Genomic DNA, 22,617 nt, shown 5'->3' with positions numbered 1-22,617 from the left:
CGGAGTGCCCGTAACTGAGGAACGAGACATGAGCGATATCGCTGATCGCGTGAAGAAGATCGTCGTCGAGCATCTGGGCGTCGAAGAGGACAAGGTCACCGAGACCGCCTCGTTCATCGACGATCTGGGCGCGGACTCGCTGGACACCGTCGAGCTGGTCATGGCCTTCGAGGAAGAATTCGGCATCGAGATCCCCGATGACGCCGCCGAGACGATCCAGACCTTCGGCGACGCGGTGAAGTTCATCGGCCAGGCGACCGCCGCCTGATCGCTGCCTCCATCGGCATCCTTTGAACGGCGTCCCTAGGGGCGCCGTTTCCTTTTTACGGCTGTGGTGGAGGTGGCACGGCGGCGGAACCTCGGGCCTTGCGGTTCGTTGACCTGCAAATCAACGACATCAGGAGAAGATCATGCCTGTGAACCTGCAGGGACTGGAAGACAATGCCCGCAAGACCGCCATCTCGGAACTGCAGGCCTGCATGACCGACGGCTTGTCGCTGTCGATGTCGCTGAAGCAGGCGCATTGGAACCTCAAGGGACCGAACTTCATCGCCGTCCATGAACTGCTCGACGGCGTGAAGACGCGGCTCGACCCCAACATCGACGACATGGCCGAGCGCATCCAGCAGCTCGACGGCACCGCCGTCGGCACGGTCGAGGAGGTTGCCCGGGCGACCCGGCTCGAGCCCTATCCGACCAACCTGACCTCGGCCGAGGATCACCTGCGCGAGGTCGCGAACCGGCTGCGCGCTTATGGCGAGCGGGTGCGGACGGCCATCGACACGGTGGACGAGGCGGGCGACGCCGACAGCGCCGACATCCTGACCGCCGCCTCGCGTCAGGCGGACAAGGACCTGTGGTTCATCGAGGCGCATCGCGGCTGAGGGGCAGCCGCAGAGTACGCGCAGACCGCGCGCGCTATGGAAAAGGGCGGGCCGCAAGGCCCGCCCTTCGTGCAGCCGGGGGCTTGTTCAGCTCGGGATCTGAGCGGAAATGCCTTCCACGAAGAAATTCATCGAGGACAGTTCCTCGTCGGTGGCCTTCTGTCCCTCGGCCAGCCACGCGCTGCCGTCCTGCTTGTTCAGCGGGCCGGTGAAGGGATGATAGGCGCCCGAGCCGATCTGGTCGCGCAGGGCCTCGGCCTCTGCCTTGACCTCGGCCGGGACGGCTTCGGTGATCTCGCCGATCTCGACCTCGCCGTCGCCGATCCCCAGCCACACGCCATGCGACTTCCAGGTGCCGTCCAGCACCTCGCCCACGCGGCGGATGTAGTAGGGGTTCCAGTTGTCGATGATCGAGCTGACGCGCGGGGTGGGCTTGAAGGCCGCCATGTCGGACGCCTGCCCGAAGCCGATGCCGCCCTTTTCCTGCAGCTTGGCCAGCGGGGCGGTGGAATCGGTGTGCTGCAGGATCACGTCCACGCCTTCGGCCAGCAGGGCGGATGCAGCGTCAGCCTCTTTCGCCGGGTCGAACCAGGTATAGGCCCAGACGACGCGCATCTCGACATCCGGGTTCACCTTGCGGGCATGGATGAAGGACGAGTTGATGCCTTGGATCACCTCGGGAATGGGGAACGACCCGATGTAGCCGATCTTGTTCGACTTGGTCATGCGGCCTGCGATGGTGCCCATGACGGCGCGGCCCTCGTAGAAGCGGGCGTCATAGGTCGCCACGTTCTCGGCGCGCTTGTAGCCGGTCGCGTGCTCGAACTTCACGTCGGGGAACTTGGCGGCGGTGTTGATGACCGCGTCCATGAAGCCGAAGCTGGTCGCGAAGATCAGCTTGCAGCCCGACAGCGCAAGCTGGGTCAGCGCTCGCTCGGCGTCGGCGCCCTCGGGGACGCTTTCGATGAAGGTCGTCTCGATCCGGTCGCCGTATTCGGCCTCGATGGCCTGGCGGCCGAGGTCGTGCTGGTAGGACCAGCCGCCGTCGCCCACGGGACCCACGTAGATGAAGCCGACCTTCAGCTTTTCGCCTTCGGGGATCGGGGTCTGTGCGGTGGCGGGCAGGGCGGGCAGCATGGCGACCAGCGCCAAGGCGGCGGCCGAGGCCAGAAGGGTTCTGCGGTTCATCGACATCTCCTCTGTCGGGGTCTTGTTATCGCAGCGCGTGGAAGGGCCGGCCTAGGGAGCCCGGGGCCGTTCCGCCGCCGCCTGCGTATTTGTGGCGCGCCGATATGATCACCAGGACGATGATCGTGGCAAGATAGGGGGCCATGCTGAGCAGCTGGACCGGCACCGCCACGCCCGCCGCCTGCAGGCGAAGCTGCAGAACGGTCACGCCGCCGAAAAGCCAGGCACCGGCCAGAACGCCCCAAGGGCTCCACCCGGCGAAGACGACGATGGCGAGCGCGATCCAGCCCGCGCCGGCGGTCATCCCTTCGGTCCATTGCAGGACGGTGGCGATGGACACGTAAGCCCCGCCGATCCCGGCCAGCGCGCCGCCGATGGCGATCGCGGCCATGCGGGTGCCGCGCACCTTATAGCCGAGCGCATGGGCCGCGTCGTGGTTTTCCCCCACGCCGCGCAGGATCAGGCCGGGTCGGGTGCGGTTCAGGACCAGCCAGGTCACGGGCACGAGGATCAGCCCGAGCCAGATCACCCAGTTGATACCAAAGGGACCGCTGGCCATCGAGGGCGCCTTGACCCCTTCATAGGGCTTGCCGAACATCGCCGTCAGGCCAAGGCCGAACATGGTCAGCGCAAGGCCCGTGGCGACCTGGTTGGTCAGCAGGTATTGTGTCAGGCCCCCGAAGATCAGCGACAGCGCCGCGCCCGCCACCGCGCCCGCGACGAAGCCCGCCATGGGCGAGCCGGTCGCATGGGCGGCGGCAAAGCCCGCCAGCGCGCCGGTGATCATCATCCCCTCGACGCCGAGGTTCAGCACGCCCGCGCGTTCCGCGATGGTCTCGCCCAAGGCCGCGAAGAGGATCGGGGTCGCCGCCGACAGAAGCAGCAGGAAGGTCGTCCATTCGATCATTGCGCGGTCCCCCAGCGCAGGCGGTATCGGGTCAGCGTGTCGAACGCGAGCAGGAAAAACAGCAGCATCCCCTGGAAGACCTGCACGGTCGCGGCGGGCAGGGACAGCATCAGTTGCGCCAGTTCGCCCCCGATATAGGTCAGCGCCATCAGCAGCCCCGCCAGCAGGATCCCCAGCGGGTGCAGGCGGCCAAGGAAGGCCACGATGATCGCGGTGAAGCCGTAACCCGAGCCGAAGCTGTCGGTGATCTGGCCGCCGGGGCCAGCCACCTCGAACAGTCCTGCCATGCCCGCCAGCGCACCTGACAGGCCAAGGCAGAAGGCCACCAGCGTTTCCGGCCGGACGCCTGCGAAGCGCGCCGCGCGAGGGGCGAGGCCCGCCACCCGGATGCGGAAGCCGCGGATATGGCGGCTCATCAGGAACCAGGTCGCCAGCACCGCGATGGCCGCCGCGACCACGCCCCAGTGGATTCCGGTCCCGGCAATCAGTTCAGGGTTCGAGGCAGGGGGGTATTGCTGCAGGTTGCGCGAGCCGGGCATCCCGAAGCCTTCCGGGTTCCGCATCGGCCCGAAGGCCATCCAGGCGGCGACCCTCTGCGCCACATAGACCAGCATCAGCGACACGAGGATCTCGGACGCGCCCGTCCGGTTGCGCAGGACTGCCGGGATCATGCCCCAGGTCCAGCCCCCGGCCGCGCCCGCCAGCACCATCGCCGGGAAGATCCAGAAGCCCTCGGCGGGATAGGCGGCCAGCGCCACGGCCGCGCCGCAGATGCCGCCGATGATGTATTGCCCCTCGGCCCCGATGTTCCAGATGCCTGCCCGGAAGCCGATGGCAAGCCCCGCGGCGATCAGGATCAGCGGCCCCGCCTTGACCAGCAGCTGCGGGCGGGAATAGCCGGCCGCAGGCCCGAACAGCGGGTCCCAGAAGATCGTGCGGATCGAGGCGACGGGGTCGAAGCCCATCAGCGCGAACAGCAAGCCGCCCACGATCATGGTGGCGACTACCGCCATGACTGGCGAGGCGACGCCCAGCCACCAGGGCGCGCGGGTCCGGGGCTCAAGCCGCAACATGGGCGACCTCCATCCCGTGCGCGCCGCCCAGCATCAGGCCGACCTGTTCCAGCGTCAGCCCCTCGGTCGGAACGGGCGGGGACAGCACCCCGTTGTTCAGCGCGGCGAAGCAGTCGGAGAGTTCGAGCAGTTCGTCGAGGTCCTGGCTGATGACGACCACCGCCGCGCCGCGCCCGGCGAGGTCCAGCAGCGCCTGCCGGATCGCGGCGGCAGCCCCCGCATCGACGCCCCAGGTCGGCTGGTTCACGACCAGCGCGCGAGGCTCCTGCAGGATTTCGCGGCCGATCACGTATTTCTGCAAGTTGCCGCCGGACAGAGCGCCCGCCGCCGTGCCCGGGCCGGGGGTGCGCACGTCGAAGGCCGCGATGATCTTCTCGGCAAAGCTGCGGGCGGCGCGGTGGTCGAGGATGCCGTTTTTCTGCAACCCCTGCCGGGTGGCGCCGGTCAGGATGGCGTTCTCGGTCAGGCTCATGTCGGGGACCGCCGCATGGCCCAGCCGGTCCTCGGGGGCGGCGAGCAGGCCCGCGCGGCGCCGCGCCTCGGGGCCTTCGGCCGACAGGTCGCGGCCGTCCAGGGTGACGGTGCCGGGCCGGCCGGTCGTCTCACCGGATAGCGCGGCGATTAACTCCTCCTGCCCGTTGCCAGCGACGCCGCCGATTCCGAGGATCTCGCCCGCACGGACCTGGAAGCCCACGTCCTTCAGCGCAGTCCCTTCAAGCCCCGCGGCCGAGGTCAGCCGGGCGACGGTCAGCACGACCTCGCCCGCCTGTCGGCCCGAGCGGTCCACCAGCCGCATCTCGGCCCCGACCATCATCGCCGCCAATTCGCGCGCCGAGTGGTCGGCAGGGTTCACCGTGCCCACGACGCGGCCCTGCCGCAGGATCGTCGCGCAGTCGCAATGGGTGCGGATCTCGTCCAGCTTGTGGCTGATATAGAGGATCGAGGTTCCCTGCGCGGCCAGCTGGCGCAGGGTGGCAAACAGGATCTCGGCCTCCTGCGGGGTCAGAACGCTGGTGGGCTCGTCCATGATCAGCAGGCGCGGGTTGCCCAGAAGGCAGCGCACGATCTCGACCCGCTGGCGCTCGCCCGCCGACAGGCTGGCGATGCGGCGGGCAGGGTTCAGCGGCAGTCCATAGGCCGTGCTCACCTCGGTGATCCGGCGCGACAGGTCCGCGCGGGGGGGTGGCGAATCCATCCCCAGCGCGATGTTTTCCGCCACCGTCAGGGCGTCAAAGAGGCTGAAGTGCTGGAACACCATGCCCACGCCCGCGGCCCGCGCGGCCCTTGGGTCTGCCGGCGCATGGGGCTGCCCGCCCAGGGTCATCCGCCCTTGATCGGGGCGCACGAGGCCATAGATCATCTTCACCAGGGTGGACTTGCCGGCGCCGTTCTCGCCTAGCAGCGCGTGGATTTCACCCGGTGCGACAGAGAAGGACACATCGTCGTTGGCGCGGACGCCCGGATAGGACTTCGCCAGGCCGTCGGCCCGGAACAATTCGCTGGTCGTCACGCCATCCCCGTTGTCTTTTTCGCACGTTAGCCGGTTCCGGCGCCCACACAATCATCCTTCCGGTCGCCGATTATAGTGGTCCCCGCGAAGACTGTCTTCGTGAACCTCACGGCAATCCCGGCGCCCATATGCCGCGTCGGAAGCTGCAGCGCCACCTTCTGCGTGGCTCTTTCTGGTGCTAGCAACGGCCCATGACCGACCTGCCCAAGTTCATCCACCTGCGCTGTCATTCCGAGCATTCGCTTCTGGAAGGCGCGATCCCCGTCAAGAAGCTGCCGGCCTTGGCCGCCAAGCACGGCATGCCCGCCGTCGCCCTGACCGACACCAATGCGCTGTTCGCCGCACTGGAGTTCTCGGTGAAGGCCATGGACGAGGGCATCCAGCCCATCGTCGGCTGCCAGATGACGCTGGACGCAGGCCCCATGTGCGGCCCGGTCGTGCTGCTGGCGCAGAGCCAGCAGGGCTGGATGAACCTGATGGCGCTGTCCACCTGCCTTTACGTGACGCCGCCGCGCGAGTTTCCCCATGTGACGATGGCGGAACTGGGCAGGCACGCCGAGGGGCTGATCTGCCTGACCGGAGGCGCCTGCGGCCCTCTGGGCCTGATGGTCGCGGCGGGCAAGATGGCGGACGCCGAATCGCACCTGCGCAACCTTGCGGGCATGTTCGGCGACCGGCTTTATGTCGAGATCCAGCGCCACATGCAGGACAACGGCCAACTGATGCAGGCGGAACTTGCCAGCGAAGGCGGCATGATCGACCTCGCCTATGCGCTGAACCTGCCGCTGGTGGCGACGAACGACGTCTATTTCCCAAAAGCCGAGATGTTCGGCGCCCATGACGCGCTGATCTGCATCCGGGAACGCGCGATGGTGGACCAGTCCACGCCCCGTCGCCGTCTGACCGCGAACCACGACTTCAAGTCGGCCGAGGACATGCTGGTCCTGTTCGCCGACCTGCCCGAGGCCACCGCCAACACGGTCGAAATCGCGCAGCGCTGCGCCTTCGCCGTTTCCAAGCACAAGCCGATCCTGCCGCGCTTTGCCGATGACGAGGTCGAGGAACTGCGCCGCCAGGCGCGCGAGGGGCTTGCCGCCCGCCTGGCCGTCATTCCCCATGCCGTCAGCGTCGAGGAATACAACGCGCGGCTCGACTTCGAGCTCGGCATCATCGAGCAGATGGGCTTCCCCGGCTATTTCCTGATCGTGGCCGACTTCATCAAGTGGGCCAAGTCGCAGGGCATCCCCGTCGGTCCCGGGCGCGGCTCGGGCGCAGGGTCGCTTGTGGCCTATGCGCTGACGATCACCGACCTCGACCCCCTGCGCTATTCGCTGCTGTTCGAGCGCTTCCTGAACCCGGAACGCGTCTCGATGCCGGACTTCGACATCGACTTCTGCATGGACCGGCGCGAAGAGGTCATCGACTACGTCTGCCAGAAATACGGGCGCGAGAAGGTAGGCCAGATCATCACCTTCGGCGCGCTTCTGTCCAAGGCCGCCGTCCACGACGTGGGCCGCGTGCTGGGCATGGGCTTCCCGCAGCGCGACCGGTTGTCGAAGATGATCCCGGTCGAAGGCGTGAAGCCCGTCTCGATCACCAAGGCGCTGGCCGACGAGCCGCGCCTGCGCGAAGCCCGCGACGCAGACGAGAACGTCAAGCGGATGCTGGAGTTCGCCGAGAAGGTCGAAGGGCTTTACCGCAACGCCTCGACCCACGCGGCGGGCGTCGTGATCGGTGACCGTCCGCTGGACCAGCTGGTGCCGCTGTACCGCGATCCGGCGTCCGACATGCCGGCCACGCAGTACAACATGAAATGGGTGGAACAGGCCGGGCTGGTGAAGTTCGACTTCCTCGGACTCAAGACCCTGACGGTGATCCAGAACGCCGTGGACCTGATCCGCGCGGGCGGGCGGCACCTGCATATCGCCGCCGACGGGCGCCAGCTCTACAATCCGCCCGCAGGTGCCGTGGACGAAATCAACCTGATCCCGCTGGACGATCCAGCGACCTATCAGCTTTTCGCCTCCGCCCGCACGGTCGCGGTGTTCCAGGTCGAAAGCTCGGGCATGATGGACGCGCTGCGGAGGATGCGGCCCACCTGCATCGAGGACATCGTGGCGCTCGTCGCGTTGTATCGCCCGGGTCCGATGGAGAACATCCCGGTCTATTGCGACGTCAAGAACGGCGTCCGGCCGCTGGAATCGATCCACCCGACCATCGACCACATTCTGGCGGAAACGCAGGGCATCATCGTCTACCAGGAACAGGTGATGCAGATCGCGCAGGTCATGGCGGGCTATTCGCTGGGCGGCGCCGACCTTCTGCGCCGGGCCATGGGCAAGAAGATCGCCGAGGAAATGGCGAAGGAGCGTCCCAAGTTCGTCGAGGGCTGCAAGGCGCAAGGGGTGGACGAGAAGAAGGCCGGCGAGGTCTTCGACCTGCTGGAGAAATTTGCCAACTACGGCTTCAACAAGTCCCACGCCGCGGCCTATGCGGTGGTCAGCTATCAGACCGCATGGCTCAAGGCGAACCATCCGGTCGAGTTCATGGCCGCTGTGATGAACTGCGATATCCACCTGACCGACAAGCTGGCGATCTACCGCCGCGAGGTGGACCGCATGGGGATCGAGGTGATCCCGCCCTCGGTCAACCGCAGCCAGCCCCGCTTCAGCGTGGACCAAGGCCGCATCGTCTATGCGCTGGGCGCGCTGAAGAACGTGGGCGTCGAGGCGATGAAGACGCTTGTGGCCGCGCGGGGCGACCGACCCTTCCGCGACCTGACCGACTTTGCCCGCCGCGTGCCCATGCGCCAGATCGGCAAGCGCGCCTTGGAAATGCTGGCGCGGGCAGGGGCCTTTGATGAACTGGACCCGAACCGGGCACGGGTACTGAAATCGCTGGATGCGCTGGTCGCCTGGTCCACGGCAGTGCAGGAGGCCGCGCAGTCCAGCCAGTCCTCGCTGTTCGGCGCGGGAGAGGACCTGCCGCCGCCGCGCCCTGCGCTGGCCTCGGTCTGGATGCCCGCCGAGAAGCTGGCCGAGGAGCGCACGGCCATCGGCTTCTACCTGTCCGGCCACCCGCTGGACGATTACGTCCCCGCGCTGAAGCGCAAGGGCGCGATGACGCTGGACCAGGTGCAGGCCGCCTGCGCCGACGGCCCCATGGTCGCGCAGATCGCGGGCACGGTCGCGGCGCGGGCCGAGAAGAAATCGGCCAAGGGCACGCGCTATGCCTTCGTGACGCTGTCGGATCCGACCGGACTTTACGAGGCAACCGTCTTTTCCGACGTGCTGGACGCCCACCGCTCGCTGCTGGAACCCGGCATGAACGTCCTTCTGACGGTCAACGCCGAGCCCTCGGGCGATCAGGTCAAGATGCTCGCCCGGTCCGTCCAGGCGCTTGAGGAAGCGGTTGCAGACGCCGGTTCCGGCCTGCTGGCGGTCGAGGTGGCGGACCCCAGGACGGCGGTCGCGGTGCTGAACCGGCTGCGCGAAACCAGCGCCGAGATCGCGGTCTCGGCCAAGGGCCGCGGTCCCCTGCTGATGCGGGTGCGCGAGGGCAACACTGTCTATGATGTCGAGGTCGCCCCCGACGTGCCGGTCACGCCCAAGATGCGCCAGGCCCTGCGCGCCGTCGAGGGCGTGATCGACGTGACCGAGGAATAGGGCCGGTTGCCCCCCCGGCCCAAATCGGGGCAGGGTAGGCGCCACGCCCCAGACCTGCGGACCCGTGAGACGTGAAAGGACCGACGCCATGCCCCGACGCCTGATCCATGCATCCCTCGCCGGTGCCGCGGCCCTGCTGGTTGCCGCCTGTGGCAGCCCGGCGCCCCGCACGACGGGCGCCGTTCCGCCTGCCGCGCTGGTCGATCCGGCGGCGCTTTACTGTCAGGGAACGGGTGGGACGGTGATCCCCCGCGTCTCGCAAGGGCGGCGCGCGGACCTGTGCCGGACGCGAGACGGCCGAACCGTCAGCGCGGCCGCCCTGCTGAACAGCCACAACGACCTTTAAGGGCGCGCCCCTACTTGGGGCGCGTGGCCTCGGCCAGGCCTTCCATGTCCGTGCGGTCCGACAGAAGCAGCGCCCAGGGGCGCAGGATCGGCACATGCGCCCCCAGCACGACCAGCGCCACGGTGACGGGGGCCGCCAGCAGCGCGCCGGGAATGCCCCAGATCCAGGACCAGAACAGCAGCCCCACCAGCACCACCAACGGCGAGACCGAGATGCGGTTGCCCGACACCTTGGGGTCGACGAAGTTGCCCATGACCTGCTCGATCACCAGCAGGCCCGCCCCCACGGCCACTGCCGTGCCCAGATCCTGCGTGGCGACCACGTAGATGACCGGCAGCAGCCCCGCGATGATGGAGCCGACGGTGGGGATGAAGTTCAGAAGAAAGGTCAGCAGCGCCCAGACGAAGATCAGCCCCGCGCCGAAGAACCACAGCCACAGCCCGTAAAGAGCGGCGGTGGCCAGTCCGAGAACTCCGCGGATCAGCAGGTAGGCGCGGACCTTCTGGGCGATCACCTCGGCGGATTCGGTCAGCCGCCATTCCGTGCGCCAGTGGGTGATCGTGGAGATCTTCCGGCCCCAGTCCCGGCTTTCGATCAGGATCAGCAGTGTCAGGAAGAAGATCACCACCAGCGCCGACACGATCCCCACGGCAGACCCAAGCAGGATCTTGGCCACCCGCGTCAGGACGCTGACCAGGGTGTCGCCGAAGCGCGAGGCAAGGCCATCGGCGGACTCGCCAGCCGACCCTTGCCCGGCCTGCGGCACCTGACCCGAGGCGCCCGGCTCCGCCACGCCCGAGGGCAGCCCCAGCGGCAGGCTGGACCCGGCATTGTCCTGGGAAGGCTGCGCCTCGGTCCCGCCCTGCGCCTCGGTCCCTTCCTGCGGCATGGCCTGTTCGATGACCTGCGTGATCTGCTCGGTGCCACCGGGGACCTGGGCGATCACCTGCTGGGCGGCCAGCCACAGCGCGCCGAAGAACAGCCCGATCACCAGCAGCAGCAACGTCATGGCCGCCACCACGCCCAGCCAGCCGAACTTCCTTGACACCCTGCGCTGCACCCAGTTTCGCACCGGCATGACGGCCAGCGCGATCATGATCGAGGCGACCAGCGGGACGAAGACGCTGGACATCGCCCGCAGCGCCCAGCCCGCCAGGACCAGCGCGACGATGACCAGAAGGATGGTGCGGATGGCAGGCCGCTGTCCCGAGGCTTGCGAGGGCACCGCCTGCTCCTCGTCCCGTCGGGTGGGGCTGCTTCCATCGACCATGATCCGCTCCTCGGCTTGTGTCGGGGTCAAACCGCCGCTTTCCCGGAAGGTTCCCGCAACCGGATCGCGCCGGCCAGGAAACCGCAGGATTAACAGGAATTTGGCTAAAGTCCCGCAGATGACTGCAAAAGAAGAAGGGCGCCGCAAGGGCGCCCTTCTTCTTGGCTGATATATCCCGGGATCGTCGTATGTGACGATGGGGCAGAGCCCCGGTCGGGCGAGGCCGCGAGCGCGATCAGTTCCGCGCGCGGTCCACCATCTTGCCCTTGGAAATCCAGGGCATCATCTCGCGCAGCCTGGCGCCGACCTGCTCGATCTGGTGCTCGTCGTTGATGCGGCGGGTCGCCTTGAAGGACGGCTGGCCGACGGCGTTCTCCTGCATGAAGTCGCGGACGAACTTGCCGGTCTGGATGTCGCGCAGGACCTCCTTCATCCGCTTCTTCGTCTCGTCATAGGGCAGGATGCGCGGCCCCGAGACATATTCGCCATATTCGGCGGTGTTCGAGATCGAGTAGTTCATGTTGGCGATGCCGCCTTCGTAGATCAGGTCCACGATCAGCTTCACCTCGTGCAGGCACTCGAAATAGGCCATCTCGGGCTCGTAGCCCGCCTCGACCAGCGTCTCGAAGCCCATGCGGATCAGCTCGACCAGACCGCCGCAGAGGACCGCCTGCTCGCCGAACAGGTCGGTTTCGCATTCCTCGCGGAAGTTGGTCTCGATGATGCCCGAGCGGCCGCCGCCGATGGCCGAGCAGTAGGACAGGCCGATGTCCATGGCCTTGCCGGATGCGTCGTTGTGGACCGCGACCAGGCAGGGCACGCCGCCGCCCTTTACGTATTCGCCGCGCACGGTGTGGCCGGGGCCCTTGGGCGCCATCATGATGACATCGACGCCCTTCTTGGGCTCGATCAGGCCGAAATGGACGTTCAGGCCGTGGGCAAAGGCGATCGCGGCGCCTTCGCGCAGGTTGTCGTGGACATACTTCTTGTAGGTCTCGGCCTGCAGTTCGTCGGGCATGGTGAACATGATCAGGTCGGCCCAGGCGGCGGCCTCGGCGATGCCCATGACCTTCAGGCCCTCGCCTTCGGCCTTGGCCGCCGACGGGGAGCCTTCGCGCAGCGCGACGACCAGGTTCTTCGCGCCGGAATCGCGCAGGTTCAGCGCATGTGCATGGCCCTGGCTGCCGTAGCCCAGGATCGCGATCTTCTTGTCCTTGATCAGATTGACGTCGCAATCGCGATCATAATACACGCGCATCTTTGTCTGCCCTCGTGGTTCCCGATGTTTCGCGCAAGGGCCTACACCGCGCATCTTTGGGTGTCCAGAACGCGGGCGCGCGCAATCTCAGGAAAGGCAGGGCTTTCCGCCATGCGGCAGGGACCCGCTCAGCGCATCCCCAGCCCGGCGCGCATCATCGTCCGCCGCACGGGGGCGAGCGCGTAAAGCCCGCCCAGCGCCGCCGCGCGCAGGTCGCGCAGGGGGCGGGGCGTCAGCATGCTGGCGCGGTTCAGCGCGTCGATGCCCATCAGGCGGACCATCGCCTCGGGGCGGCGGGCGCGGGCATAGCGGTCCAGCGCCGCCTGATTGCCCGGATCGGGCGCCATCAGGTCCAGCAGGGCCGACAGGTCCGCGAGGCTCATGTTCAGCCCCTGCGCGCCGATGGGCGGGACGACATGGGCGGCCTCGGCGATGAGCGCCGTGCGCGGGCCGGTATAGCGGTCGGCGATCTGGCTGATGATCGGCCATTCGGTCAGGCCCGTGGCCTGCGTCAGGTGGCCGAGGATGCCGGCGGAACGGGCGTTCAATTCGACCTCGAAGGCATCGCGGGGCAGGCCCCGCAGCCGCGCGATCTCGGCTCCGCGTTCCATCCAGACGACCGCCGACGACGGCTTGCCGTCGCGGTCGGGCAGGGGGACCAGCGTGAAGGGGCCGCCCCAGCGGTGGATCTCGGTCGAGATGTTCTCGTGCGGGATCTCGTGGGTGACGGCGAAGGCCAGCGCCTTCTGGCCGTAGCGGATCGTGCGGACGCCGATCCCCAGTGCCTCGCGCACGGGCGAGTTGCGCCCGTCCGCCGCCACGACCAGCCGGGCCCGCATGCGGCTGCCGTCCGACAGGTCCACCAGCGCCGCGTCGTCGCGCACGGTCAGCCCGGCGGTGCCGGTGCCGGGCCGGAACTCGACATTGGGCAGTTCCCCCAGCCGGGCCGAGATCTCGCGGCGCAGCAGCCAGTTGGGCAGGTTGTAGCCGAAGGGCTTGTCCGAGATTTCCGAGGCGTCGAAGGCCCGCGTCAGCCGTGCGACCGGTTCCGCCCCGCCCGCGTCCACGATGCGCATGACCTGCAGGGGCGTGGCATAGGGCGCCAGACGGTCCCACAAGCCGATGCGGGTCAGCAGATCGACGGACGGCTGCAGGAAGGCCGTGGTCCGCAGGTCGGCGCCCGCGCCGCCTTCTTCCGTCACCGGGGGCGCGGGGTCCACGCACAAGACGCTCAGGCCCGAGGCGCCGAAGGCCGCCGCCGCTGTCAGCCCGGCGACGCCGCCGCCGGAAACCAGGACATCCACGGACGCGCCCGGCACGGGTCCTAGAACCCGGCCGCGTAGGCGATCAGCAGGCCCATGACGACAACCGTCGCCAGCAGCGCGATCATGGTCAGCGCGGGCAGGCCGAACAGCGCCACGACCACGATCACCAGCACCACCACCAGCGCCAGGATGACGAGGATGCGGGCGGCGAGGATGCGTTCCTTCTGCGTCTGCATCTCGGCGTCGGGGCTGAGCGCAGAGGCAAGGTGCTCGGCAGAGGTTTCAGTGCGGCTCATGGTCGGCCTCGGCTGTTGACGGATTTGGCTGCGAACTTGCCACGGCGCCAAGGGCCGCCGCAAGCGCAGGCAGGAATGCCACGATGTCGCGGGTGTGCCACAGGACGTGGCTTCCATGGCTGTGATCCTCGGCCAGTTCGTCGGGGCCGTGGCGTCCCGCACCCACCAGAATCGTCCTCATTCCCAAGGAAAACGGCACTTCGAGGTTGCGGGGATCGTCCTCGAACATGGCGCAGTGGGTCGGGTCGAGGCCGTGCGCGCGAAGAACTGCGGCAAAGGAGCGCGGGTCGGGTTTGGGGTGGTATCCGACCTCTCCGATGCCGTGGATGGCGTCGAAGACGTCCAGTTCGCGCCGGGCGAGCACCCGGTGCGCGTAGGCCGCGTCGGCGTTGGTGTGGATGATCTTCAGCCCCGGCAGCGACCGGATCGCCTGTGCAAGCGCGGGTTCCGGCGTCAGGGCGGTGAAGTCGATGTCATGGACCTCGGCCAGGTAGGTCTCGGGGTCGATGCCGTGATGGGCCATCAGCCCGGCCAGCGTGGTGCCATGCTCGCGCCAGTAATGGGCGCGCAGGCGGTCGGCTTGGGCGGCGTCGACGCCCAGAAGGCGCTGGACATAGGCCGTCATCCGCGTCTCGATTTGCGAGAACAGCCGCAGGTCGGGGGAGTAAAGCGTGTTGTCCAGGTCGAAGATCCAGGCGTCCACGCCGGCGAAATCCGCCTGCAGGGCGGCGGTGTCGATATCGCGCCGGGGGCGCATGAAGGGCCTATCCATGACCAAGGGCTAACGCGGACGCTGCGGCCTTGCAATCGTGGGGGCACCCGGCCAACTCTGCCCGGATGAAAGATGCATACAGCCTGATCCTGTCGGCGATCGACGACGGCACCTACCGCCCCGGCGACCGGCTGGTCGAATCGGAACTGGCCGAGCGCTTCGGCGTGAGCCGCACCCCCGTGCGCGAGGCGCTGCAGCGGCTGGAAACCCAGTCCATGCTGACCCGCGACGGCCGCAGCCTGATCGTGGCCACGCTGGACCACAACCAGCTGGCCGAGCTTTACACCGTCCGCACCGAGCTTGAGGCGCTGGCCGCTCGCCTCGCCGCCCGCCATGCCACCCCCGAGGAGGTGCGGGTGCTGGGCCAGATGGTCGAGGACGACCTGCGCATCGTCGACGACCCGCAGGCGCTGAGCCGGGCCAACCGCCGTTTCCACCACCAGATCCACCTTGCCTCGCACAACCGCTATCTCGTCCAGCAACTCGACATCGTGCACCGGACCATGGCGCTGATGGCGCGCACGTCGCTCGCCGCCGAGGGCCGGGGTCTGCGGTCGCTGGCCGAGCACCGCGAGATCGTCGACGCCATCGCCTCGGGCGACGGGGATGCGGCGGAGAAGGCGCTGCGCCACCACATTTCGACCGCCTTCGAGACGCGCCTGATGGAGTCGGCGCGCCTTTGGGCCAGCACCATCGAACAGGGCCGCAAGTGAGCCTGCGCGTGATCGCGTCCGAGGCCGACCTGGCCGAAGGCGCAGCGCATCTGGCCTCGGTCTGCCCGGTGTGGGCGCGGGTGCTGCCGCAGCTTGGCCCCCTGCCGCTGCGCCGGCGCGCCGACGGCTTCGGCGCACTGATGTCGGCCATCGTTTCGCAGCAGATTTCCACGGCCGCCGCGGCCTCCATCTCGGCGCGGCTCGCGGCCGCGGGGCTGGACCGGCCCCAGACGATCATGGCGGCGGATGACGCCGCGCTCAGGGCTTGCGGGCTGTCGGGGCAGAAGGTGCGCTACCTGCGCGCCTTGGCCGGGGCAGGGATCGACTTCGACGCCCTGCGGCTGATGCCCGACGAGGAGGTCAGCGCCACCCTGACCGCACTGCCCGGCATCGGACGCTGGACGGCCGAGATGTACCTGATCTTCGCGCTGGGCCGGGCCGATACCTTCGCGCCCGACGACCTCGCCCTGCAGGAAGCGGCGCGGCTGATGTACGGCTTGGCCGAACGCCCCAAGGGTCGTGCGCTGGCCGAGCTTGCGCGCCCCTGGGCGCCCTGGCGCGCGGTTGCGGCGCGGGGGCTCTGGGCCTATTACCACGCAGCCAAGGGACGCGAGGGAGTGACATGACGCGCGAGTTGCAATCGGGCCGCCGCGGCCCCGAGAAGGCCGGCTCGGTCATCGTCTTCCTGCACGGCTATGGCGCGGATGGCGCGGACCTGCTGGGGCTGGCCGATCCGCTGGGACGCTACCTGCCCGACACCGCCTTCTATGCCCCGAACGCGCCCGAGCCCTGCCGCAACAATCCCTTCGGCTTCCAGTGGTTTCCGATCCCCTGGCTGGACGGCTCGACCGAGGCGCAGGCCCGCGCCTCGATGGAGAAGTCCATCGACGACGTGAACGCCTTCCTCGACGCCGTTCTGGCGCGCGAGGAGCTGGAGCCCGACCGCATGGTGGTGGTGGGCTTTTCCCAGGGAACCATGATGGCGCTGCACATCCTGCCGCGCCGGGACGATGCGGTGGCGGGGATCGTCGGCTTTTCCGGCCGGCTGCTCGCGCCCGAGCTGCTGGGCCAGGTCAAGGTCCGCCCGCCGGTCATGCTGCTGCACGGCGACCAGGACCAGATGGTGCCCTTCGCGGACATGGGCCTGGCCGAACGGGCGCTGTCAGGCGCGAACTTCACCGTGACCACCCATACCATGCGCGGCACGGGCCACGGCATCTCGCCCGATGGCCTGGGTGCGGCGCTGGGCTTCGTGCGCGAGGCGCTGGGCTGACGCCTGCGTCATCCCAGCGTCGCGTCGCGTCACCGTCACGCAACGGTTACGACCGCCCCCGATACCCGTCCATATCCGAAGCCTTGTCAGGACGCCGCCGCCCAATATAGTCGGCGCAAAGTCCTGAGGCGTCATGGCGGGGGGACAGACCGGATGCTTGACGACCCGAATGTAGACGATTTCCGCAGCCAGTTCGTGCGCGACCCTGCCGCGTTGCGCCGCAACCCCGCATTGGTGCTGAACGCAGACTACCGCCCGCTCAGCTATTATCCCCTGTCGCTGTGGCCTTGGCAGGAAACGATCAAGGCGGTCTTTCTGGACCGCGTCCTGATCCTCGCCGAATACGACGAGGTCGTGCGAAGCCAGAAGGAGACCATACGCATCCCCTCGGTCGTGGTGCTGAAGGATTATGTGAAACCCAGGAAGCGCGTGGCATTCACGCGCTTCAATCTTTTTCTGCGGGACGAATTCTGTTGCCAGTACTGCGGATCAAGGGGCGACCTGACCTTTGACCATGTCGTGCCGCGCTCGCGCGGGGGCACCACCGCCTGGGAAAACGTGGTCGCCGCCTGTTCGCCCTGCAATCTGAAGAAGGCGAACAAGAGCCTGCGCGCGTCCGGCCTGCGGCTGAGGCGCGCCCCCCGCCGCCCCACCACCGAAGAGATGCACGCCATCGGCCGGCGCTTCCCGCCGAACCACCTGCATGTCAGCTGGATGGACTATCTTTACTGGGACGCCGAACTGGAAAGCTGACGGCTTACGCGTCGGGCGTGTGGCGCGGCCCGTCGCCGGTGCGCGCCGACAGATGCGCCACCACCGCCGCGATCCCCGCAGCCAGGGCCAGCGCCTGCAGCGGCACCCCCATGACCAGCGCGAGAACCAGCGTCGCGCCCGCCGCCAGGATCACGGCTGCGACCAGCAGAAGGAAATGGGGCAGGGGCATCGCGTCCTCCTTTACGGTCCGAATATGTGACCTGACGCACCGAATGAAAAGCCGCCATGGGCCGCAAACGTTCCATGGGCGCGGACTTGCCAATGTTCTCTTGATGTTCCAGTCTTGGACCATGCTGCCGCCTCGCGACCCCGACCAGATCCTCAAGGCCCGAGGCGCCGCCCACCGCCCGGCCGGACGGTTCGAGCCCTACCGGGCGGTGCGCGAGGACGATGGCTGGGACAGCCCCCCGGACCAGACGCTGCTGCGCACCGATGTCACGACCGAGACCCCGCGCCGGATCATCACCCGCAACGATTCGCCCGACGTTCCCTTCGACCGCTCGGTGAATCCCTATCGCGGCTGCGAGCATGGCTGCATCTACTGCTTCGCCCGCCCGACGCACGCTTACCTCGGCCTTTCGCCGGGACTGGATTTCGAAACGCGGATCACCGCAAAGCTCGATGCCGCGCGCCTGCTGGAGGCCGAGATCGCCCGGCCGGGCTATGCCGTCGCCCCCATCGCCTTCGGCACCAACACCGATCCCTACCAGCCGGTGGAAGCGCGGCTGGGGATCATGCGCGCCTGCCTGCAGGTGATGCACGACTGGAACCACCCGCTCAGCATCGTGACACGCGGAAGGACGATCCTGCGCGACCTCGACCTGATCGGGGCGATGGCCGCGCGGGGCCGGGTCTTTGTCGGCATCTCGCTGACCACGCTGGACGCAGGGCTGGCCCGGCAGATGGAGCCACGCGCGCCCGCCCCCACGACCCGGTTGAAGATGATCCGGGCGCTGGCGGATGCGGGCGTGCGTGTCCGCGTCATGCTGTCCCCCATGATCCCGGCCCTGACGGACCACGAGATCGAGGCGCTTCTGTCCGCCGCGCGCGATGCGGGCGCGGCCACTGCCAGCATGATCCCGATCCGCCTGCCGCATGAGGTCGCGCCGCTCTTCCGCGACTGGCTGGACCGCCACCATCCTGGTCGCGCGGCCCATGTCATGTCGCGCATCCAGGCAATGCGGGGCGGGCGCGACAACGATCCCCGCTTCGGCCACCGGATGCGCGGCGAAGGCCCCGAGGCCGATCTGATGCACCAGCGCTTCCGCCTGGCCCGCAGGCGGCTGGGCTATGACCGCGAGAGTCCGCCGCTGGATGCCAGCCGCTTCGCTCCGCCCCCGCGCGCGGGCGACCAGCTTGCGCTGTTCTGACGATCCGGGCAGGTTGGCCCCATGACGGTGATCTGGCATAACCCGAACTGCTCGACCTCGCGCCGCGTGTTGCAGATGCTGCAGGACGGTGGAGAGGCTCCCGAGGTCATCGACTACCGCCGGACCCCGCCCGACCGGGAAACGCTGCGCCAGTGGATTGCGGATGCCGGCCTGACGGTCCGGCAGGCGCTGCGCCGCCGGAACACGCCCTATGACGACCTCGGCCTCGACGCCCCCGAACTGACCGAAGATCAGCTCGTCGACTCGATCCTGGCGCATCCGATCCTGCTGGAACGCCCCTTCGTGCGGACGCCCCTCGGCACCCGCCTCTGCCGCCCGCCCGAGCGCGTCTTCGAGATCATGGCGAACCCGCCCGCGCCCTCGACCCCGGACGGCCAGCCGCCCGCCTGACCCTACGGCGCCAGGCAGGCCCGTTCTTCTTCGTCCAAATATTTCGTGGGGTGAATGGGAGTGGGGCCCCATTCATACGAAGGGACGGGGGCAGCGCCCCCGATCTTACCGTGCCCCGCGGATCATCCCCATGATCTCGCGCGCCTCGGCCACGATGGGCGAGGCGATGGCGTCGGCCTTCTCGGCCCCCGCCAGCAGGATGCGGTCGATCTCGTCAGGACTCGCCATCAGTTCGTTCATCCGCCGCGTGATCGGCTCCAGCACCGACACCGCCAGGTCCGCCAGCGCCGGCTTGAAGGTGCCGAAGCCCTGGCCCTCGAAGCGCGCCAGCACCGCGTCCGGCGTCTCGCCCGACAGGGCCGCGTGGATGTTGACGAGGTTCCGCGCCTCGGGCCGGTCCTTCAGCCCTTCCATCGTCCCCGGCAGCGGGTCGGCGTCGGTGCGCGCCTTGCGGATCTTCTGGGCAATGGCGTCGGCGTCGTCGGTCAGGTTGATGCGGCTGGCGTCCGAAGGATCGGACTTCGACATCTTCTTCGTCCCGTCGCGCAGGGACATGACGCGGGTCGCCGCGCCCTCGATCACCGGCTCGGGCGAGGGGAAGAAATCCGTGCCGTAGTCGTGGTTGAACTTGGCCGCAATGTCGCGGGTCAGTTCCACATGCTGCTTCTGGTCCTCGCCGACGGGCACATGGGTCGCGCGATAGGCAAGGATGTCGGCCGCCATCAGCGCGGGATAGGCGTAAAGTCCAAGGCTCACGGCCTCGGCGTTCTTGCCGGCCTTGTCCTTGAACTGGGTCATGCGGTTCATCCAGCCGACACGGGCCACGCAGGACAGCATCCAGCCGAGCTCGGCATGGGCGGGCACGTGGCTTTGCACGAACAGGACCGACTGCGCGGGATCGATGCCTGCCGCAAGAAAGGCCGCCGCCGCCTCGCGCGTCTGGTGGCGCAGCCGCTCGGGTTCCTGCCAGACGGTGATGGCGTGCAGGTCCACAAGGCAGTAGATCGTCTCGACCTGTCCCTGCTTCTCGACGAAACGGCGTAGGGCGCCGAGATAGTTGCCCAGCGTCAGCCCTCCCGACGGCTGGATGCCTGAAAAGATGCGCGGGGTGTGGACGCGTGCCATGCTGCTGCCTGCTGGAAAAACCGTCGCGGCCGGATTACCGCTTGAGTCCTGTGGGCGCAACCGCGCCGGAAAGGACCCCGATGCGCGCCGGAATGAACGAAAGCCCCGTCAACAGCCTTCCCGCCGTGCTGTGGCTGCTGGCCATGCCCATCATCGCGGCCGAGGCCTATTTCGGGCTGGGCCGGCTGGGATTCCTTGCGGGGGGCGTGAACGCGGGCCAGGCGGCGCGCCAGATCACGATCGAGCGCACCGCCTTCGCGCCCGAGTTCCTGGTCCGCGCCGTCGACCGCTCCTCGGTCGCAGGGGCCGAGCTTTACCGGCTGCTGACCTATCCCTTCGTGCATTACTCGCTGACCCACGCGATCTTCGTCCTCGTGTTCCTTCTGGCGCTGGGGAACATGGTGGCGCGGGTCTTCCGCCCTGGGGCAGTGGTCGCGCTGTTCCTGGCCTCGGCCATCGGCGGCGCGGCGCTCTATTCGCTGGTTGCGGGCTTCCTGCCGATGGTCCGCTTCGATCCGCTGGTGGGGGGCTATGCGCCGGTCTACGGGTTGCTCGGCGCCTTCACCTTTCTGCTCTGGACGCGGCTGGGCGAGGAGAACGCCAACCAGCTGCGCGCCTTCACCCTGATCGGAATGCTGCTGCTGTTCCAGCTTGTCTTCGGCATCGCCTTTGGCGGAGCGGGCAAGAACTGGATCGCCGAGGTGTCCGGCTTCGTGATCGGCTTCCTGCTGTCCTTCGTCCTGATCCCCGGCGGCATGGGCCGCGTTCGTCGGCGCATCCGCCAGCGGTAGCTTCCGGACCGTCGCGGCGCTCCCTGCTGCACGGTTACAGGCGGGGGTTTCACACCCCCGCGCCCCCGTGGGATATTTGGCCAAAAGAGAATGACAGAGCGGCCCTGTGGTACATTCTTCTTCGCGTAAACATCCTGGGATCGTCGTATACGGCGATGGGGCTGGCCCCCGGTCCGGGTCCGGCGCCGATCCTCAGCGCCGCCGGCGGACGTTGGCGCGCAACTCGGAAGGGCTGATCGCCCCGGTCAAGAAGCTCAGGACGAAGTAAACGGCCGCGCCGCCGAAGACGAGGATCGCAAGTCCCGCGATGTCGCCCTCGCCGTCCTGTGCAAGCCAGCCCCGCAGCGCCCACAGCCCCGCCGCCATCAGCGCCGAGGACAGCACGATCCGCGGCAGCCGGCTGTGCAGCCGCCCGTCCAGTTGCGCGGCCTGGCCCATGCCGCGCGTGCCCCACCAGAGTTGCCCGACCATCACCCAGGCGGCAACGGTCGTGCCCAGCGCGGCGGCCACGAAGCCGACCAGCGGCATCAGCCCGACGGCGACGACGGCGTTCACGACCATCGAGTTCACTGCATAGCGGAAAGGCGTCCTGGTATCCTCGCGCGCGAAATACAGCGGCTGCAGGATCTTCTGCAGGACAAAGGCGGGCAGGCCCAGCGCATAGACGACCAGCGCCCGCGCGGTCATCTGGGTGTCATGCGGGCCAAAGGCGCCGCGCTCGAACAGGGTGGCGACCATCGGCACCGCGATCACGGCGATGGCGAAGGCGGCGGGCAGGGTCAGGAACATCCCGAACTCGGTCGCGCGCGACAGGGCCGACTGGCCGCCCGCCTCGTCGCCCGCCCGCAGGCGGCGCGACAGCTCCGGCAGCAGGACCACAGCCACGGCCGCGCCGACGACCCCCAGCGGCAACTGGTACAGCCGGTCGGAATAGCTGAGCCAGCCGATCGCGCCCTCGAAGAAGGACCCGACCTGCCGCCCGACCAGCAGGTTCACCTGCACCACGCCGCCCGCGAACATCGCGGGCATGGCGATGGCCAGCAGCCGCTTCATGTCGGGCGTCAGCCTCGGACGGCGCGGCACGAAGCGCCAGCCGGTGCGCGCCGCGTCCCACCAGACCAGCGCCAGCTGCGCGATCCCCGTGACGGGCGTGGCCCAGGCGAGCGTCAGGCCCAGGTCCCAGCCGAACCAGCGTCCCAGCAGCATCCCCGCGATAAACAGGAGGTTCAGCAGCACGGGCGCCGCGGCGGCCACACCGAAGCGGCCGTTCGCGTTCAGCACGCCCGAGATCATCGAGGCGAGCGAGATCAGAAGGATGTAGGGGAAGGTGATGCGGCTGTATTCGACCGCCAGGTCGAAGCGCTCGTCCCCCGCGAATCCCGCCGCCATCAGCCAGACGAGCCCCGGCATCAGGATCATCGCCACAGCCGAGAAGACCGCCACCACGAACCCTAGCCCCGCAAAGGCGTCGGCCGCGAAGGCTCGCGGCGCCTCGCCCGATTCCAGCTTTTTCGAGAACATCGGCACGAAGGCCGTGTTGAAGGCGCCCTCCGCGAAGAAGCGGCGGAACATGTTGGGCAGGGACAGCGCCACCAGGAAGGCCTCGGCCTGGGCACCGGTGCCAAGCCAGCGCGCCATCAGGATGTCGCGCACGAAGCCCGTCAAACGGGACAGGAAGGTCCAGAGGCCCACGGAGATGAACCCCCGCACCAGTCCGCCGCGCATG

The 22,617-nt window shown here is 68.4% G+C and carries 23 protein-coding genes; 11 read left to right on the top strand and 12 right to left on the bottom strand.

The annotated features are described in order from the left end of the window. Nucleotides 1-28 precede the first annotated feature (28 nt). Nucleotides 29-268: an acyl carrier protein gene (locus ACFFII_RS06245; protein WP_095640207.1), complete on the top strand. Its 240-nt coding sequence runs from the start codon at nt 29-31 to the stop codon at nt 266-268. A 142-nt stretch (nt 269-410) separates the two neighbouring features. Beyond that, complete coding sequence (dps, locus tag ACFFII_RS06240; protein ID WP_377698024.1) at nt 411-884, top strand: DNA starvation/stationary phase protection protein Dps; 474 nt, start codon at nt 411-413, stop codon at nt 882-884. An 87-nt stretch (nt 885-971) separates the two neighbouring features. Here the strand turns inward: dps and ACFFII_RS06235 are convergent, their stop codons facing one another. From ACFFII_RS06235 to ACFFII_RS06220, 4 genes are read right to left on the bottom strand one after another with little or no spacing between them, the layout of a single operon-like run. After that, nucleotides 972-2,072, bottom strand: coding sequence for a BMP family ABC transporter substrate-binding protein (locus ACFFII_RS06235; RefSeq protein ID WP_377698023.1), 1,101 nt, complete (start codon nt 2,070-2,072; stop codon nt 972-974). A 25-nt stretch (nt 2,073-2,097) separates the two neighbouring features. Further along, on the bottom strand, nt 2,098-2,979 hold the full coding sequence (locus ACFFII_RS06230) for an ABC transporter permease (protein WP_377698022.1): 882 nt from the start codon (nt 2,977-2,979) through the stop codon (nt 2,098-2,100). Further along, nucleotides 2,976-4,052, bottom strand: a complete 1,077-nt coding sequence (locus ACFFII_RS06225; RefSeq protein WP_377698021.1) for an ABC transporter permease — start codon at nt 4,050-4,052, stop codon at nt 2,976-2,978. The genes ACFFII_RS06230 and ACFFII_RS06225 overlap by 4 nt, the downstream gene beginning before the upstream one ends. After that, the gene (locus ACFFII_RS06220) at nt 4,039-5,562 is read right to left on the bottom strand and encodes an ABC transporter ATP-binding protein (RefSeq protein ID WP_377698020.1); all 1,524 of its coding nucleotides are present in this window, start codon (nt 5,560-5,562) and stop codon (nt 4,039-4,041) included. Before ACFFII_RS06220 ends, ACFFII_RS06225 begins: the two co-directional genes overlap by 14 nt. Before the next feature lie 191 nt (nt 5,563-5,753). On the opposite strand from ACFFII_RS06220, the gene dnaE reads away from it, so the two are divergent. Beyond that, entirely contained in the window at nt 5,754-9,227 is a 3,474-nt protein-coding gene (gene dnaE / locus ACFFII_RS06215; RefSeq protein WP_377698019.1) for a DNA polymerase III subunit alpha, read from the top strand. An 88-nt stretch (nt 9,228-9,315) separates the two neighbouring features. Beyond that, nucleotides 9,316-9,573: a DUF333 domain-containing protein gene (locus ACFFII_RS06210; protein ID WP_090752533.1), complete on the top strand. Its 258-nt coding sequence runs from the start codon at nt 9,316-9,318 to the stop codon at nt 9,571-9,573. 10 nt (nt 9,574-9,583) lie between these two features. On the opposite strand, the gene ACFFII_RS06205 is transcribed toward ACFFII_RS06210, so the two are convergent. The 5 genes from ACFFII_RS06205 to ACFFII_RS06185 form a co-directional block, all read right to left on the bottom strand. After that, nucleotides 9,584-10,843 (bottom strand): AI-2E family transporter, encoded by a 1,260-nt coding sequence (locus tag ACFFII_RS06205; protein ID WP_377698018.1) that lies wholly within the window; start codon nt 10,841-10,843, stop codon nt 9,584-9,586. Between the two features lie 235 nt (nt 10,844-11,078). Further along, nucleotides 11,079-12,101, bottom strand: a complete 1,023-nt coding sequence (ilvC, locus tag ACFFII_RS06200) for a ketol-acid reductoisomerase (protein ID WP_377698017.1) — start codon at nt 12,099-12,101, stop codon at nt 11,079-11,081. 128 nt (nt 12,102-12,229) lie between these two features. Further along, nucleotides 12,230-13,420, bottom strand: a complete 1,191-nt coding sequence (locus tag ACFFII_RS06195; protein ID WP_377698016.1) for a UbiH/UbiF family hydroxylase — start codon at nt 13,418-13,420, stop codon at nt 12,230-12,232. A 5-nt stretch (nt 13,421-13,425) separates the two neighbouring features. Continuing rightward, entirely contained in the window at nt 13,426-13,662 is a 237-nt protein-coding gene (locus ACFFII_RS06190; RefSeq protein ID WP_090752544.1) for a hypothetical protein, read from the bottom strand. Beyond that, nucleotides 13,649-14,434 carry a pyrimidine 5'-nucleotidase gene (locus tag ACFFII_RS06185; RefSeq protein WP_377698015.1) on the bottom strand — a complete coding sequence of 262 codons (786 nt, stop codon included), beginning with the start codon at nt 14,432-14,434 and terminating at the stop codon, nt 13,649-13,651. Before ACFFII_RS06185 ends, ACFFII_RS06190 begins: the two co-directional genes overlap by 14 nt. Before the next feature lie 65 nt (nt 14,435-14,499). Between ACFFII_RS06185 and ACFFII_RS06180 the strand changes: the two genes are divergently transcribed. The 4 genes from ACFFII_RS06180 to ACFFII_RS06165 all read left to right on the top strand — a co-directional run bounded on the left by ACFFII_RS06180 (nt 14,500) and on the right by ACFFII_RS06165 (nt 17,173). Then, complete coding sequence (locus tag ACFFII_RS06180; protein WP_377698014.1) at nt 14,500-15,147, top strand: GntR family transcriptional regulator; 648 nt, start codon at nt 14,500-14,502, stop codon at nt 15,145-15,147. Further along, the gene (locus ACFFII_RS06175) at nt 15,144-15,773 is read left to right on the top strand and encodes a DNA-3-methyladenine glycosylase family protein (RefSeq protein WP_377698013.1); all 630 of its coding nucleotides are present in this window, start codon (nt 15,144-15,146) and stop codon (nt 15,771-15,773) included. Before ACFFII_RS06180 ends, ACFFII_RS06175 begins: the two co-directional genes overlap by 4 nt. Further along, complete coding sequence (locus ACFFII_RS06170) at nt 15,770-16,420, top strand: alpha/beta hydrolase (RefSeq protein ID WP_377698012.1); 651 nt, start codon at nt 15,770-15,772, stop codon at nt 16,418-16,420. Before ACFFII_RS06175 ends, ACFFII_RS06170 begins: the two co-directional genes overlap by 4 nt. A gap of 153 nt (nt 16,421-16,573) precedes the next feature. Next, nucleotides 16,574-17,173: an HNH endonuclease gene (locus ACFFII_RS06165; RefSeq protein WP_377698011.1), complete on the top strand. Its 600-nt coding sequence runs from the start codon at nt 16,574-16,576 to the stop codon at nt 17,171-17,173. A 4-nt stretch (nt 17,174-17,177) separates the two neighbouring features. On the opposite strand, the gene ACFFII_RS06160 is transcribed toward ACFFII_RS06165, so the two are convergent. Beyond that, entirely contained in the window at nt 17,178-17,363 is a 186-nt protein-coding gene (locus tag ACFFII_RS06160) for a hypothetical protein (protein ID WP_377698010.1), read from the bottom strand. Nucleotides 17,364-17,484: 121 nt separating this feature from the next. On the opposite strand from ACFFII_RS06160, the gene ACFFII_RS06155 reads away from it, so the two are divergent. Then, nucleotides 17,485-18,564 (top strand): PA0069 family radical SAM protein, encoded by a 1,080-nt coding sequence (locus ACFFII_RS06155; protein ID WP_377698009.1) that lies wholly within the window; start codon nt 17,485-17,487, stop codon nt 18,562-18,564. A gap of 21 nt (nt 18,565-18,585) precedes the next feature. Continuing rightward, nucleotides 18,586-18,975 (top strand): arsenate reductase (glutaredoxin), encoded by a 390-nt coding sequence (arsC, locus tag ACFFII_RS06150; protein ID WP_377698008.1) that lies wholly within the window; start codon nt 18,586-18,588, stop codon nt 18,973-18,975. Between the two features lie 105 nt (nt 18,976-19,080). Here arsC and trpS read toward each other — a convergent pair whose 3' ends face one another. Beyond that, nucleotides 19,081-20,100: a tryptophan--tRNA ligase gene (gene trpS / locus ACFFII_RS06145; RefSeq protein WP_377698007.1), complete on the bottom strand. Its 1,020-nt coding sequence runs from the start codon at nt 20,098-20,100 to the stop codon at nt 19,081-19,083. Nucleotides 20,101-20,180: 80 nt separating this feature from the next. Here trpS and ACFFII_RS06140 point away from each other — a divergent pair, with 80 nt between their 5' ends. Beyond that, a complete protein-coding gene (locus ACFFII_RS06140) occupies nt 20,181-20,891 on the top strand; it encodes a rhomboid family intramembrane serine protease (protein WP_377698006.1) in 711 nt (236 codons plus the stop codon). Nucleotides 20,892-21,083: 192 nt separating this feature from the next. Here the strand turns inward: ACFFII_RS06140 and murJ are convergent, their stop codons facing one another. Beyond that, on the bottom strand, nt 21,084-22,616 hold the full coding sequence (gene murJ / locus ACFFII_RS06135) for a murein biosynthesis integral membrane protein MurJ (protein ID WP_377698005.1): 1,533 nt from the start codon (nt 22,614-22,616) through the stop codon (nt 21,084-21,086). Between the last annotated feature and the right edge of the window lies 1 nt (nt 22,617).

The sequence above is a fragment of the Paracoccus niistensis genome, from assembly GCF_042432925.1.
Taxonomy (GTDB): domain Bacteria; phylum Pseudomonadota; class Alphaproteobacteria; order Rhodobacterales; family Rhodobacteraceae; genus Paracoccus; species Paracoccus niistensis.
Note: the sequence above shows the minus strand (reverse complement) of the source record. Positions and strands in the feature narration are given on the sequence as shown.

What these genes read in the sequence shown, in the direction of transcription:
- ACFFII_RS06245 (WP_095640207.1), top strand. Translation starts at nt 29, where the DNA reads ATGAGCGATATCGCTGATCGCGTGAAGAAGATCGTCGTCGAGCATCTG.
- dps (WP_377698024.1), top strand. Translation starts at nt 411, where the DNA reads ATGCCTGTGAACCTGCAGGGACTGGAAGACAATGCCCGCAAGACCGCC.
- ACFFII_RS06235 (WP_377698023.1), bottom strand. Translation starts at nt 2,072, where the DNA reads ATGAACCGCAGAACCCTTCTGGCCTCGGCCGCCGCCTTGGCGCTGGTC.
- ACFFII_RS06230 (WP_377698022.1), bottom strand. Translation starts at nt 2,979, where the DNA reads ATGATCGAATGGACGACCTTCCTGCTGCTTCTGTCGGCGGCGACCCCG.
- ACFFII_RS06225 (WP_377698021.1), bottom strand. Translation starts at nt 4,052, where the DNA reads ATGTTGCGGCTTGAGCCCCGGACCCGCGCGCCCTGGTGGCTGGGCGTC.
- dnaE (WP_377698019.1), top strand. Translation starts at nt 5,754, where the DNA reads ATGACCGACCTGCCCAAGTTCATCCACCTGCGCTGTCATTCCGAGCAT.
- ACFFII_RS06210 (WP_090752533.1), top strand. Translation starts at nt 9,316, where the DNA reads ATGCCCCGACGCCTGATCCATGCATCCCTCGCCGGTGCCGCGGCCCTG.
- ACFFII_RS06205 (WP_377698018.1), bottom strand. Translation starts at nt 10,843, where the DNA reads ATGGTCGATGGAAGCAGCCCCACCCGACGGGACGAGGAGCAGGCGGTG.
- ilvC (WP_377698017.1), bottom strand. Translation starts at nt 12,101, where the DNA reads ATGCGCGTGTATTATGATCGCGATTGCGACGTCAATCTGATCAAGGAC.
- ACFFII_RS06190 (WP_090752544.1), bottom strand. Translation starts at nt 13,662, where the DNA reads ATGAGCCGCACTGAAACCTCTGCCGAGCACCTTGCCTCTGCGCTCAGC.
- ACFFII_RS06185 (WP_377698015.1), bottom strand. Translation starts at nt 14,434, where the DNA reads ATGGATAGGCCCTTCATGCGCCCCCGGCGCGATATCGACACCGCCGCC.
- ACFFII_RS06180 (WP_377698014.1), top strand. Translation starts at nt 14,500, where the DNA reads ATGAAAGATGCATACAGCCTGATCCTGTCGGCGATCGACGACGGCACC.
- ACFFII_RS06170 (WP_377698012.1), top strand. Translation starts at nt 15,770, where the DNA reads ATGACGCGCGAGTTGCAATCGGGCCGCCGCGGCCCCGAGAAGGCCGGC.
- ACFFII_RS06165 (WP_377698011.1), top strand. Translation starts at nt 16,574, where the DNA reads ATGCTTGACGACCCGAATGTAGACGATTTCCGCAGCCAGTTCGTGCGC.
- ACFFII_RS06160 (WP_377698010.1), bottom strand. Translation starts at nt 17,363, where the DNA reads ATGCCCCTGCCCCATTTCCTTCTGCTGGTCGCAGCCGTGATCCTGGCG.
- ACFFII_RS06155 (WP_377698009.1), top strand. Translation starts at nt 17,485, where the DNA reads ATGCTGCCGCCTCGCGACCCCGACCAGATCCTCAAGGCCCGAGGCGCC.
- arsC (WP_377698008.1), top strand. Translation starts at nt 18,586, where the DNA reads ATGACGGTGATCTGGCATAACCCGAACTGCTCGACCTCGCGCCGCGTG.
- trpS (WP_377698007.1), bottom strand. Translation starts at nt 20,100, where the DNA reads ATGGCACGCGTCCACACCCCGCGCATCTTTTCAGGCATCCAGCCGTCG.
- ACFFII_RS06140 (WP_377698006.1), top strand. Translation starts at nt 20,181, where the DNA reads ATGCGCGCCGGAATGAACGAAAGCCCCGTCAACAGCCTTCCCGCCGTG.
- murJ (WP_377698005.1), bottom strand. Translation starts at nt 22,616, where the DNA reads ATGCGCGGCGGACTGGTGCGGGGGTTCATCTCCGTGGGCCTCTGGACC.